Below are 11,991 nucleotides of genomic sequence, written 5' to 3'. Positions count from 1 at the left end.
GGCCGCCCGGCGCGGCGGGTGGCGTCGCGGCGGAGCCGTCCCGGAACGGCCGGGCGTGCCGGTCGAGCGCCTCGACGGCTTCCGGGCGGTGGCTCGTGCCGTACTCGCCGAGGAACACGTCGCGCAGCGTGTCGCGCCACTGGGTGGCGCCCGGGCGGGCGTCGGTGGCGTGCGGGTCGCCGAACGCACGGTCGAACAGGGCACGCAGCCGGGGGTCGAGATCGCCGGGCAGGCCCGTGGGCGGATGCCAGGTGTCCCCGATCAGGGCCGGCGCGTCAGGGGCCAGCAGCAGGCCGCGGTACATCAGCACGGCCAGGCCGTAGCGATCGCTGTGTTCGTCGTGCGCGGTGATCCGCCGAGTGATCCAGCGCGGGTCGGCGAAGCCCGGGGCGACGGCACCGCCGACGGCGGCGGAGCCGACCGGCCGCAGGCCGTCACAGTCGAGGAGGTAGGCGTGCGGCCGATCGGGCCGCCACACGAGGTTCTTCGGGGAGACGTCGCCGTGGACCAGCCCCGCGCCCTCCAGGACGGTGAAGATCTCGCAGATCCGGATCAGCACCCCCACGCGGAACGCGGCCGGAGGCGCCGAGGCCGAGCACAGGTGGTCGAGGGTACGGGGCTGACCGTTGTCGTACCGGAACGGCCGGGGGATGAGCGGCAGGACCACGCCGACGACGGCCTGCCCGCCGACCAGGACGTCGATGGGGAAGTTGATCGACGTGTCCGCCGCTTCGGCCACCGTACCGGCGGCCTCCGCGTCGGCGAGGACCGCCGCGCCCCGCGCCGCCGCCGCGCGAATCCGGTCGGCGGCCGGTGGATCGGCGACGGGGGCGGGGTAGAGCTTGGCGACGCGCTCGCGCCCGGTGTGGTCGCGGCAGAGGTGCAGCCTCGACCGGCCGCCCGGCGGGTTGAAGGGCGCGTCCTCCACCTGGTAGACCGCGCCCGACTCGCTGGCCAACGAGAACACCATCTGCCTCCCGACTCCACCGGCACGGCCGGGACGCGGGTGGCGCAGCGTGACCCGCGAACGCGACGGCCAGATCAAATAGACACTATCGTCTACCTGAAGCATATGCCGCAGGGCGGTCGAAACGGGCTCTCTCGCGAGTGAGAACTTCGGGGTGCGGTCCGTGCGTCGGGCAACGCCTCGCACGACCCGGCCGGCGCCGGTGTCACCGTCCCCCGGCCCGTGCCGGTCCGGCCGTACGAGCACGGGGCGTCCGCGTCAGGCCGACGTGGCCGGACCGCCTTGAGCGCACGCCGACCGTTCGAATGCGTACCGGGAGGGCCCGCCGGGCACCCACGCGTGAGGGGGCGGTACCGGCGAACCGTCGCCGACGACGATGGGGCGGCCGCGTAGCGATGCCCGAGGACGAGCCTTCACCGGAGAACTCGTCGGCCTCCACCCGCGGCGGCCGCCGCGGATGCCGGTGGCCCGCGGACGGTCGTCGTCGGCGCGCGGCTCGACCGGGTCACGCTCAGGCCTGTGCGGTCACCACCAGCCGGCGCAACCGCTGGAGTCGCAGGCGCGAAGGTAGACGCTGTACGCGCCTTTGTAGGTGTAGTGCTTCCCGAATTTCATCTTCTTCTGTTCCAGCCGGCCGGACTCCCAATGCACGCGCATCTGGGTCCAGACGCCGTTATCGGCCTTCCAGTCGTAGAAGGTGCCGTTGTAGCCCCCGTGGCCGTCGCATTTCCATGACTTGTAGACACCGATGTTGCGGCCCTTGGGCGACCACAACTCCGCGTCCGCGTGCCCGCTCTTGCAGGCCGCGGGCCGGACGCCGTCCTGCCCGCTCGCCGCCGCCTTCGACGAGGCGTCCGCCATGCCGGTTCCGGCCAGAGCCAGTGTGCCGGCAGAGACGAAGGCGAGTGCTGCCGAGACAATGCGCATGATCGAACCTTCCTTCCCAATCTCAGGGTTTCCCACGATGTGTCTGGTGAGATGCCCTGATTGTCTGATGGGGGGCCCGCGAAGGTCATTGACGCCGGGCGCACGAATCATTGATGTTCAGAGCAACGACGCGGGAGGTGGTTCCGGATGATCGAGCTGTGCAGTTCCGATGTACCGGTTGCCGACCGGTTCGACTGGTGGTGCGAGCTGACGGCTCGTGACCTGGCACCCACCCGGTTCACCATCGACTCGGTGGCGGATTTCCGGGCATCCGCGAGGCAGTTGGAACTGGGATGCCTCACCGCGTTGGTGCCGGAGTTCTCCGCGGTGCGATCGGTGGTCCGTAACCGCCGCCTGATCCAGCGCTCGGATCCCGAACGATGGGTGCTGATGCTGGTGCTCGCGGGGTCCTACTGGATCGAGCAGGGCCGCAGCAGGGCCCGCGCGGAGGCCGGCGACATGGTGATGTACGACACGTCGCAGCCGTTCGAATCGGGCGTCTGCCGCGGCGTGGGCAGCACCTACTCCGTGATGCTGCACCTGCCGCGGCAAGCCGTGCCGGTTCCGGAGCAGGCGCTTCGGAGGCTGGTGGCGCGGCCGATGCCGTCGCGAACGGGAGCGGGGGACCTCATGGCCCGCTTCCTGGAAGGCCTCGCCGAACAGGTGACCGTGCTCGAGCCCGCGGCGGCCGACCGGCTGGAGTCCGCGGCCATCGGCCTCGCGACGGCCTTCCTCGCCGGCCTGGCCGACACGGAGTGCCGGCTACCGCCGCAGACCCGGCAGCAGGCACTCCTCCAGCAGATCAAGAAATTCGTCCTCGGCAACCTCCACGATCGCCAACTGTCACCCACGTTGATCGCCGCGGCACACCACATTTCGGTGCGCTACCTCCACCACCTGTTCCACGAGGACGGGCAGAGCGTCGGCGAACTCATCCGCCGGCGGCGCCTGGAGCGCTGCCACACCGAACTGGTCGACCCACAGCTGATCAACCGAACCGTCGCGGACGTGGGCGCACGATGGGGCTTCCAGGACGCCGCGACCTTCAACCGAGCGTTCAAGGCGGCGTACGGAATTCCTCCAGGCGAGCACAGACGGCTGTCACTGCCAGGGCCGTGACCTCGGCGGTGGGCTCTGCGGAATGCGGCGAGACCCTGCTCCCACCGGTGACGGCGTGCTCACGTGGGGCGGGCGAATCCGATGGGATTCTGCGTCTTGTAATTGTCGATCTTGACGTGATCGCCGGTGTGCGGCGCGACGATCATCGTGCCCTTTTCGGGGTCCAAGACGATGCCGACGTGGCCGGGGCCGGTATTGCCCATGTGGAAGAAGACCAGGTCGCCGGGCTGCTCGTGCCCCGCCGGGACCGATGGCTCCTGCTGCCACTGCACATCGGAGGTGCGCGGAATGGTGAGTCCCGCCGCCTTGTAGGCCTGCGAGGTGAGGCCGGAGCAGTCGAAACGGTCCGGTCCCGTGGCGCCCCACACATAGGGATCGCCGAGCTTCGTGAGCGCCCAGTCGATCACCTGCTGTGCCCGGGGGTTGGGCGCGAGGGTGCTGGCGTTGGGCGGCACGGGGATGTCGCCGGAGCGCGAGTAGTCGACCGGGGTGGCCGTGGCGCCGTTTCCGCCCCGGTTTCCAGGGCCGTCGCCGTTGCCGCCCGCCAGGTCGGTGTTGCCGGGCATCAGGCCGCGCAGCGCGGTCGCGACCGAACTGTCGGCGGAGGTCGCCTCTTTGAGGGCGGCGTCGATGTCGTTCTGGTACCCCTGCCGGAGCGTCACCCGGTCGTTTCGGTCCTGCTTCGTGTCGGCGGCCGGTTTCGTGTCGGTGACGTGACCGCCCGTGCAGTCGAAACCGTCGCCCACCGCCTTCTGCACGGTCGCCACGAGCTTGTTGTGCGCCTCCGCGAAATTCGTGTACGCGGTGGTGAGCGTGCTCTCGACCTGGGCCAGGACCTTGGAGGACGCCTGCACCTTCAGGTGCTTCGCGTCGATGAACGCATGCGCCTCGCCGGCCGCGGCACTGTCCCAGTTTCCGGACACGTGCTGATTGACGGTGAGGAGGTCACCGGCGTGTTTGTCCACCGCGTCCCGCCACTTGCCCCACGCGTCGGCGGTGCTCTTGTATTGGTGCGGAGTGGCGTTCAGCAGGTCGTCGTAGGTGATGCCGCCCATGTGATCAGACTTCCTGGACGGCGGGCGGCGTCACCGCGCCGACGCGTCGATGCGAGTCGTACTCCGCGTCGGCGTAGCCCGCGCGTGTGCGGTGGATCCGCTGACCGATGTCATGGGCGTCATCGACGATTCCGCGCAGGTGAGAGGCCCACGCCTCGACGCATTCGTTCAGCGCCTCGGTGGTCTGCCAGCCGCGGTGGCTGTCACCGGCGGCCGCGCACGCGGTCAGGTGTTCGTTGACCTTTCCGGTAAGAATGTCGGCGGCATCCCGGCTGTACCGAGTGGCGCGCGTCAGGCCCAGGTAATGCACATCGAGCGGCTGCTCGGTCATATCGCACCCCAACCGCATAGCGTCGAAAATCGCGGTACCAGATTAACGCCTCGGACGGGGAATGGGCAGCGTTCGATGATCAACGTTCGGCCTCCGGGTGCCGACGTCGCCGAAGCCCGGCGCGGTGACCAGCGGCGACGCGCCCCACCCGGCCGTCGCCGGGGGCTATCCCCTCTCCAGCGTCCCGTTCCTGATCGTGGCCACCGGCACGATGTGCGCGGTCGGATCGAGCACCGCTCCGCGGGCGTCCGTGTAGACACGGTGCGGCGGGGGCGTGTCGGCCAGCCGGAACACGGTCGCGTGGCGCACCAGGCCGTCCTCGTCCAGCCAGGGTTCCGGCGCCCCCAGGATCTCGCGCGGTGTGCGGGTCACCGCGGCGATGACGTCGTCGAGTGGCAGGCCGCAGGCGAGCAGCTTCGTCATCGTCGTCGGCAGGTCGTGGACCGGTCCCCGGATGTTGCGCACGTGGACGTCGGTGCTGATCGAGTGCGGGGGGAACCCGGCGGCGATGGCGCGGCGCGCGACGTCGCCCGCGAAGCTCGCCGCGCCGTGGCCGACGTCGAGCCGGACGCCGCGGTTCAGCGCCCGGTCCAGGGCCGGTGACGGCCGGCCGTCGGCCCGCCAGGGGTGACCGGTCTTGCCGTGGTAGCAGTGGGTCACGACGTCGCCGTCTCCCAGCAGGTCCAGCACGTCCTCGATGAGCGGCGGCGGCTCTCCGATGTGCACCATGAGCGGCAGTCCCGCCTCGCGTGCGACGAGCCGGCCGAGTTGCAGCGGCTGTAGTCCCATCGCGCCGACGATCAACCCGCTGGAGCGGACCTTCACGCCGCAGACGACGTCGCGGTGGCGGTCGATCGCCGCCAGCGTGGCGTCCACGTCGACGTCGCGGATGTCGGCGGTCTCCCGCATGTGCACCAGGCCGTACGACCCGATGTTCACCCAGGCGCGTATGCGCACATCGGCGGCGGGGATCACGTACTTGACCAGCCCGTCCAGGGTCGCCGCGCCCGCGCTGCCGGCGTCGCCCAGCAGGTGGACGCCGGTGGCCAGGCCGACCTGGTCCGCCGCCACGCCGATCTCGGTCATGCCGTCGTAGACGTGGGCGTGCGCGTCGGCCCATCCCGGGCCGATGAACAGTTCGCCGGGCGGTCCGTCGCTCGGCCGGAGCTTCACACCACTCGGATCCGGCTCCAGCCGGGCCGTACGAAGGTCGCCGCCGATGACCCGCAGCGGCTTACGGGTGATCATGACGCCGCCAGGCACGCGGTCACCGCCGCGTTGTGGAAACGCGGCCGGAGCCGGGTGATCGCGTCGGAGTCGCGGGTGGGGTGCACGCGGTTGGTCAGCAGCACCACGAAGACGTCGAGGACGGGGTCGACCCAGATGCTGGTCCCGGTGAAGCCGGTGTGGCCGTACGCCGCCGGGGTCAGCAGGTCGCCGCCGTTGCAGCGGTGCGGGTCACGGCCCTGCCAGGCGAGTGCCCGGCGCAGCGGGAGGTGGTCGGTCCGCGGCTCGGTCATCACCGCGAGGGTGCGCTCGGCGATGACCCGTCCGCCCGTTCCCCGGCCGCCGCGGCAGAGGGCCTGGCCGAGGGCGGTGAGGTCGTCCAGCGTGCCGAACAGCCCGGCGTGCGCCGCGACGCCCCCGAGGACCTCGGCGTTCTCGTCGTGCACCGTGCCCTGCACGATCCGGCCGCGCCACGGGCAGTCCTCCGTGGCGGCCGCCCGCGCGCGGTCGTCCGCGGGCGGCAGGAAGCGGGTCTCCCTCATGCCCGCGGGCGCGGTGACACGCTCGGCGATGAGCGTGTCCAGGGGGGTTCCCGAGGCGCGCTCGGCGATGAGGCCGAGCACGATGAACCCGGCGGAGCTGTACTCCACGCCCGTACCGGGCGGGAACCGCAGCGGCAGGCGCGGCAACGCGGCCAGCAGCTCCGCGCGGGTCGCGCACCGCCGCCACATCGGCTCCTGACCCGGCAGGCCGGACGTGTGGGTCAGCAGCTCGAAGACGGTGAGCCCGGCCTTGTCCGTGCCGGCGTACTCCGGCAGGTGGGCGGCGATCGGGTCGTCGAGGGTCAGCGCTCCGGACTCGACCAGGCTCATCACCGCGATCCCGGCGATCGGCTTGGTCACCGACGCCAGATCCCAGAGCGTGTCGTCGCGGACCGGATCGCCGTCCCACGACAGCGTGCCGGACGTGCCTCGCTCCACGACCCCGGCGCTGCCGCCGTACGCCCACGCCGCGCCCGAGAACGTACGGTCCTCCCGAGCCCGGGCGATGATGCCGGCGGGGTCCACTGTCATCGGTCGTTCCTTTCCGCGGGATTGCCCAGCGCCGTGGAGATGCGGCGGGCCGCCGCCACGACCAACGGGCCGAGCAGCCCGACGTCGTCCTCTTTCAGGGTGAACGTGAGACCGGAGACGCTGACTCCGGCGATGGCGGTGCCCTGCCGGTCGCGGACCGCGGCGCCGACACAGCGGACGTTGCGCTCGTTCTCCTCCTCGTCGACGGAGTAGCCGCGCTCGCGCACCGTCGCCAGATCGGCCAGCAGCCCGTCCGGCTCGACGAGCGTCGCCGGCGTGTGGCTGATCAGCGGGGACGAGGCCGCGATGATGGCGCGAACCTCATCGTCGGGGAGGCCGGCGAGCAGGGCCTTGCCGATGGCCGTGCAGTGCAGCGCGATCTGCATGCCGACCTTCGAGGCCATGCGGTACGGCTCCTGGGACTCGACCTTGGCCAGGTACACCGCGACCGTGCCGCTGCGTACCGCGAAGTGAGCGGTGTGCCCGGTCTGGCGCTGCAGGTTCTCCAGGATGGGCCGGGCCACGGCGGCGAGGTCGCGATCGGCCAGGGCGGAGCCGGCCAGCGCGAGGAGCGCCGGTCCGGACGCGTACGCGCCGTCGCCGCTGGTGACCGCGTATCCCTCCGCGGTGAGGATCTGCAGGATGCGGTGGGCGGTCGTCTTGTTGATGCCGGTCCGTTCCGCGATGTCGGCGAGCCGCCGGGGTTGGTCGGGGCTGGAGAGCGCACGCAGCACCGCCAGTGTCTTCTCCACCGAATTCATTTCCGCACCTAAAGGGTTGACCGGTCGGACCGATATGCGGCATATTCAACCATACGAGATGGCGTTTCACAATATGAAACGCAAATACCTGTCCACGCCCTGTCCATCGCCCCCGTCTCATGGGCGCGGCGCTGCGGGAGTTACGAGGAAGGCAGCGAGACGTGACCGAACGCATCAGGATGGGCCGCCGTGATCTGCTGAGATTCGGCGGGCTCGCGGTCGCCGGGATATCTATGCCGGGACTGCTGACCGCCTGCAAGGCCGGCTCCAACCCCGCGGGCAAGGCGGGCAACGTCCTGCGGGTGTCCCAGCCCGCCGACGCGACCACGCTGGACCCGCAGAAGCAGGGCGATCTGCCCTCGATGAACGTCCTGATCAATATCTTCGACACTCTGACCGTGCGCGACGTGAACGACCGTCTGGTCGGCGGCATCGCCGAGAGCTGGGAATCGGTCTCGCCGACGACCTGGCGCTTTCACCTGCGCAGCGGGGTGACCTTCCACAACGGCGAGCCGTGCGACGCCGCCGCGGTCGCCTACAGCCTCCAGCGCCTGGTCGACCCGGCGACGAAGTCCCCGATCGTCGAGCTGCGGTTCGTCACCAAGGCCAAGGTCGTCGACGCGAAGACGGTCGACGTGATCACCAGCCAGCCCGACCCGATCCTGCCGCAGAAGGTGTCGCTGTTCGGCGGCGTCATCGTGCCGCCCAAGTACATCAAGGAGAAGGGCGACGCCGCCTTCGCGGCCAACCCCGTCGGCACCGGGCCGTTCGTCTTCCAGTCCTGGCAGCGCGACAACCAGATCGTGCTGAAGGCCAACCCGAAGTACTGGGGCGGCAAGCCCGCGGTGGAGCAGGTCACCTTCAAGGTGATGCCGGACGCCGCCTCGTCGCTGGCCGCGTTGCAGTCCGGCGGCGTGGACATCGTGTCCCAGCTCTCCCCGGACGCGGCGCAACAGCTCGGGAACGGCGCCGGCCTGAAGGTCGTGACCACGCCCGGGATCCGTACGTTCTTCGTGTCCATCGACACCCTGAGCGGCGGTCCGCTGGCCAAGAAAGAGGTGCGCCAGGCGCTCAACATGGCGCTCGACGTGCCGACGCTCATCAAGTCCGTGCTGAACGGCGCCGGGCAGCAGACCCCCACGCTGATCCCGCACCAGTCGTTCGGCTACGACCCCTCGGTCCAGGCGTTCCCGTACGACCTGACCAAGGCCAAGACCCTCCTCGCGCAGGCCGGCTACCCGAACGGCTTCGCGACCAAGCTGACGGCCTCCGCGGTCGACAAGGACATGGCCCAGGCCATCTCCGGTCAGCTCGCCAAGATCGGGGTGAAGGCGAGTGTGTCGATCATGGACGCCGCCACCTTCAAGCAACGGCTGGTCTCCTCGAACAAGCAGGCCCTCGGCCCGATGTACTTCACCGGCAACACCGGGTGGACGATGGACGCCGAGAGCAACCTGCAGTCGTTCATCCGCCACGATCGCCGGCAGAGCCGCTGGAACAACCCGCAGGCGGACAAGCTGGTCGACACCGAAGAGGGCTCGGTCGACTCCGCGACCCGCAAGAAGGCCTTCACCGAACTCCAGCGGCTGCTGGTGGATGAGGCGCCCTTCCTGTTCCTGTACCAGGGCAGCAACCTGTTCGCGGTCAACGACCGGGTCCAGTGGAAGACGAACTCGAACGGGACCCTCGCCATGGCGAGCGCGAAGCTGACATGAGCGGTGACCTGACGGCCCGGTCCGGGGCGCTGACGCTGCCCCGGATCGGCGATCGGGCGCTCTGGTCGTTCGTCGGCCGGCGGATCGGCCACGCGGTGCTCGTGCTGTTCTGCGTCGCGACCGTGTCGTTCTTCCTCGTCCGGATCTCCGGCGACCCCGTACGCCAGATGCTCCCGCCCGACGCCACGGCGGCCCAGGAGACGGCGCTGCGGGCCCAGCTGGGCCTCGACCGCTCGCTGCTCGGCCAGTACGTCTCGTACATGACCGGCCTGCTGCACCTGGATCTCGGCCAGTCGCTGTTCTTCCACCGCCCGGCGTTCGACGTGATCGCCGAGCGGCTGCCCGCCACCGTCACGCTGGCCGCGGGCGCGCTCGTGGTGGTGCTGGTGGTGGCGATCCCGGCCGGCGTCCTGTCCGCGCTGCGGCGCGGCACCGCGACGGACACCTCGGTGATGGCGGCCGTCCTGGTCGGCCAGTCGACGCCGGCGTTCTTCGTGGGGATCCTGTTCATCCTGGTCTTCGCGGTGAACCTCCAGGTGCTGCCCGCGTCGGGGATGGGCGGAATCGAGAACCTCGTGCTTCCCGCCATCACCCTCGGGCTGTACTCGATCGCGATGGTCGCCCGGCTGCTGCGGTCCTCGCTGGTGGACGTGCTGGGTGAGGACTACATCCGTACGGCGCGGGCCAAGGGCCTGACCGGATGGCGGATCGTGACGGCACACGGGCTGCGGAACGCCTCCCTCCCGGTGGTCACGGTCGTCGGCCTGGAGATCGGCAATCTCCTCGGCGGAGCGATCCTCACCGAGCAGGTCTTCGCCTGGCCCGGCGTGGGCCGGCTGACCGTCGAGGCCGTCACCTATCGCGACTACCCCCTGATGCAGGCGACCGTGCTCTTCCTGGCCACGGTGTTCGTGGTCGTGAACCTGCTGGTCGACCTGTCCTACGCCGCCCTCGACCCACGAGTGAGGCTGAGCTGATGACCACCGCGACGGCCGGGCGGACCACCGCCCCGGCGCGCCCCGCCCCGAACACGATGCGGCACGCCGTCCGGCGTGCGCTGCGCCGCAACCACGCCGCCAAGGTGGCGATCGGCGTCCTGATGCTCGTCGTGGTCGTCGGCGTGTTCGGGCCCCTGATCGCGCCGCACGATCCGAACGCCCAGAACCTCACCCTCAAGCTCCGTCCGCCCTTCTGGTCGGCCGGGCACCAGCCGGGGTATCCGCTCGGCACGGACATGCTCGGCCGCGACGTGCTGAGCCGGATCGTGTACGGCACCCGGATCTCCCTGCTGGTCGGCGTGGCCGCGACGCTGCTGTCCGGTGTCGTGGGCACCGCGATCGGCCTCATCAGCGGCTACTACCGCGGATGGCGTGACCAGGTGTTCATGCGGCTCGCCGACATCCAGCTCGCCTTCCCCACGATCCTGCTCGCGCTGGCGATCATCGCCGTGCTCGGCCCGAGCCTCTGGTTCGTCATCCTCGTCCTCGGCCTGACCGGCTGGGTCTCCTACGCCCGCGTCGTCCGCGCCGAGGTCCTGTCACTGCGGTCACGGGAGTTCGTGGTGGCGGCCCGGGCGATCGGCGACAACGACCGGCAGATCATGACCCGGCATCTCTTGCCGAACATCGTCGCTCCGCTGGTCACCATCGGTACGCTGCAGGTCGCAGCGATGATCATCGCGGAGGCCTCGCTGGGCTATCTCGGGCTCGGCGTGCCACCCGGCATCCCGACCTGGGGCGGCATGCTCGCCGACGGACAGCTCTACCTGCGCAGCGCCTGGTGGATCGCGGTCTTCAGCGGAGCGGCGATCATGCTCACGACACTCTCGATCAACGTAACCGGCGACATGCTCCGGGACGTCGCCGACCCGAAGGCATACACCAAATGAACCTCGCGTCCCACTATGTCTGCGACGACTGCCACGCGCGTACGCCGCTGGACACCCCGGCTCTGCTCTGCACGGCGTGCGGTGGACTGCTGGAGATCGAATACGACCTCTCGCGCGCCTCGCGCGAGATCCTCACCCGCGCGGCCGCCCGCCGCGACATCGGCCTGTGGCGCTGGGCGGACCTGCTCCCGGTGACCGACGGCACCGAGCCGCTGTACCTGGGCGAGGGAGACACACCCCTGCTGACCACGCGGCGTCTCGGTGACCGGCTGCGGATCCCGAACCTGCGCATCAAGAACGACACGTTGATGCCGACCGGGAGCTTCAAGGACCGCGGGTTCGCCGTCGCGGTCGGCTTCGCCCACTCCCTGGGGATCGACGAGGCGTTCACCTACAGCTCGGGGAACGCCGGCGCGTCCTTCGCGACCTACGCGGCACGTGCCGGGATCGAGGCCACCGTCCTCGTCGAGGACGTCGCCAACCCGACGAAGGTCGCGGCGATCAGCCTGTACGGCGCGCGGGTGCTGCGGCTGCGCTACCGCTCCAGCCTGGAGATCTTCGCCGGCGTCAGCGCGCTCGCCGAGGCGGGCTTCTACTCCTTCGTCAACTTCATCAACCCGGTACGGCACGAGGGGATGAAGACGTACGCCTACGAGATCTGCGAGGCACTCGGCTGGCGTGCCCCCGACGTGATGGTGCACCCGGTCGGCACCGGCGGCGGCCTGTGGGGCGCGTGGAAGGGCTTTCGCGAGCTGCGGCGCATGGGCGTGATCGACCGGCTGCCGCGCATGATCGGCGTTCAGCCCTCCGCCTCCGCGCCCATCGTGCGGGCCTTCGCCGACGGCCGGCCCACCGCGGGTGCGCACGGCGACGCGACGCGGACCGTCGCGCAGAGCATCGCCGGCGACGCGCCGATCCAGGGCGGGGC

General features: G+C 70.4%; 12 protein-coding genes. 5 read left to right on the top strand and 7 right to left on the bottom strand.

Annotation, left to right across the window (positions count from 1 at the left end; translation table 11 throughout):
• Both ACFFNX_RS28125 and ACFFNX_RS28120 read right to left on the bottom strand, forming a co-directional pair.
• On the bottom strand, positions 1 to 970 hold a 970-nt coding region (locus ACFFNX_RS28125), incomplete at its 3' end, for a hypothetical protein (protein ID WP_378208567.1).
• A 522-nt stretch (positions 971 to 1,492) separates the two neighbouring features.
• The gene (locus tag ACFFNX_RS28120) at positions 1,493 to 1,894 is read right to left on the bottom strand and encodes a hypothetical protein (RefSeq protein WP_378208566.1); all 402 of its coding nucleotides are present in this window, start codon (positions 1,892 to 1,894) and stop codon (positions 1,493 to 1,495) included.
• Between the two features lie 147 nt (positions 1,895 to 2,041).
• Between ACFFNX_RS28120 and ACFFNX_RS28115 the strand changes: the two genes are divergently transcribed.
• The gene (locus tag ACFFNX_RS28115; RefSeq protein WP_378208564.1) at positions 2,042 to 3,013 is read left to right on the top strand and encodes a helix-turn-helix domain-containing protein; all 972 of its coding nucleotides are present in this window, start codon (positions 2,042 to 2,044) and stop codon (positions 3,011 to 3,013) included.
• A 59-nt stretch (positions 3,014 to 3,072) separates the two neighbouring features.
• Here the strand turns inward: ACFFNX_RS28115 and ACFFNX_RS28110 are convergent, their stop codons facing one another.
• The 5 genes from ACFFNX_RS28110 to ACFFNX_RS28090 form a co-directional block, all read right to left on the bottom strand.
• Entirely contained in the window at positions 3,073 to 4,068 is a 996-nt protein-coding gene (locus ACFFNX_RS28110) for a C40 family peptidase (RefSeq protein WP_378208562.1), read from the bottom strand.
• Positions 4,069 to 4,072: 4 nt separating this feature from the next.
• Complete coding sequence (locus ACFFNX_RS28105) at positions 4,073 to 4,399, bottom strand: hypothetical protein (protein WP_378208560.1); 327 nt, start codon at positions 4,397 to 4,399, stop codon at positions 4,073 to 4,075.
• 165 nt (positions 4,400 to 4,564) lie between these two features.
• On the bottom strand, positions 4,565 to 5,647 hold the full coding sequence (locus tag ACFFNX_RS28100; RefSeq protein ID WP_378208559.1) for an amidohydrolase/deacetylase family metallohydrolase: 1,083 nt from the start codon (positions 5,645 to 5,647) through the stop codon (positions 4,565 to 4,567).
• Entirely contained in the window at positions 5,644 to 6,699 is a 1,056-nt protein-coding gene (locus tag ACFFNX_RS28095) for a serine hydrolase domain-containing protein (RefSeq protein WP_378208557.1), read from the bottom strand. The genes ACFFNX_RS28100 and ACFFNX_RS28095 overlap by 4 nt, the downstream gene beginning before the upstream one ends.
• The gene (locus tag ACFFNX_RS28090) at positions 6,696 to 7,460 is read right to left on the bottom strand and encodes an IclR family transcriptional regulator (RefSeq protein WP_378208555.1); all 765 of its coding nucleotides are present in this window, start codon (positions 7,458 to 7,460) and stop codon (positions 6,696 to 6,698) included. Before ACFFNX_RS28090 ends, ACFFNX_RS28095 begins: the two co-directional genes overlap by 4 nt.
• A gap of 161 nt (positions 7,461 to 7,621) precedes the next feature.
• On the opposite strand from ACFFNX_RS28090, the gene ACFFNX_RS28085 reads away from it, so the two are divergent.
• From ACFFNX_RS28085 to ACFFNX_RS28070, 4 genes are all read left to right on the top strand, one after another.
• Positions 7,622 to 9,175: an ABC transporter substrate-binding protein gene (locus ACFFNX_RS28085; protein WP_378208553.1), complete on the top strand. Its 1,554-nt coding sequence runs from the start codon at positions 7,622 to 7,624 to the stop codon at positions 9,173 to 9,175.
• Complete coding sequence (locus ACFFNX_RS28080; protein WP_378208551.1) at positions 9,172 to 10,152, top strand: ABC transporter permease; 981 nt, start codon at positions 9,172 to 9,174, stop codon at positions 10,150 to 10,152. The genes ACFFNX_RS28085 and ACFFNX_RS28080 overlap by 4 nt, the downstream gene beginning before the upstream one ends.
• Positions 10,152 to 11,063 (top strand): ABC transporter permease, encoded by a 912-nt coding sequence (locus ACFFNX_RS28075; protein ID WP_378208549.1) that lies wholly within the window; start codon positions 10,152 to 10,154, stop codon positions 11,061 to 11,063. Before ACFFNX_RS28080 ends, ACFFNX_RS28075 begins: the two co-directional genes overlap by 1 nt.
• The coding region (locus tag ACFFNX_RS28070) for a threonine synthase (RefSeq protein WP_378208548.1) at positions 11,060 to 11,991 on the top strand (932 nt) is incomplete at its 3' end. The genes ACFFNX_RS28075 and ACFFNX_RS28070, both read left to right, overlap by 4 nt.

The sequence above is a fragment of the Actinoallomurus acaciae genome, from assembly GCF_042429965.1.
Classification (GTDB): Bacteria; Actinomycetota; Actinomycetes; order Streptosporangiales; family Streptosporangiaceae; genus Actinoallomurus; species Actinoallomurus acaciae.
Note: the sequence above shows the minus strand (reverse complement) of the source record. Positions and strands in the feature narration are given on the sequence as shown.

Coding starts and splice junctions, on each gene's coding strand:
- ACFFNX_RS28110 (WP_378208562.1), bottom strand. CDS start 4,068: ATGGGCGGCATCACCTACGACGACCTGCTGAACGCCACTCCGCACCAA.
- ACFFNX_RS28100 (WP_378208559.1), bottom strand. CDS start 5,647: ATGATCACCCGTAAGCCGCTGCGGGTCATCGGCGGCGACCTTCGTACG.
- ACFFNX_RS28080 (WP_378208551.1), top strand. CDS start 9,172: ATGAGCGGTGACCTGACGGCCCGGTCCGGGGCGCTGACGCTGCCCCGG.
- ACFFNX_RS28105 (WP_378208560.1), bottom strand. CDS start 4,399: ATGACCGAGCAGCCGCTCGATGTGCATTACCTGGGCCTGACGCGCGCC.
- ACFFNX_RS28115 (WP_378208564.1), top strand. CDS start 2,042: ATGATCGAGCTGTGCAGTTCCGATGTACCGGTTGCCGACCGGTTCGAC.
- ACFFNX_RS28095 (WP_378208557.1), bottom strand. CDS start 6,699: ATGACAGTGGACCCCGCCGGCATCATCGCCCGGGCTCGGGAGGACCGT.
- ACFFNX_RS28120 (WP_378208566.1), bottom strand. CDS start 1,894: ATGCGCATTGTCTCGGCAGCACTCGCCTTCGTCTCTGCCGGCACACTG.
- ACFFNX_RS28090 (WP_378208555.1), bottom strand. CDS start 7,460: ATGAATTCGGTGGAGAAGACACTGGCGGTGCTGCGTGCGCTCTCCAGC.
- ACFFNX_RS28075 (WP_378208549.1), top strand. CDS start 10,152: ATGACCACCGCGACGGCCGGGCGGACCACCGCCCCGGCGCGCCCCGCC.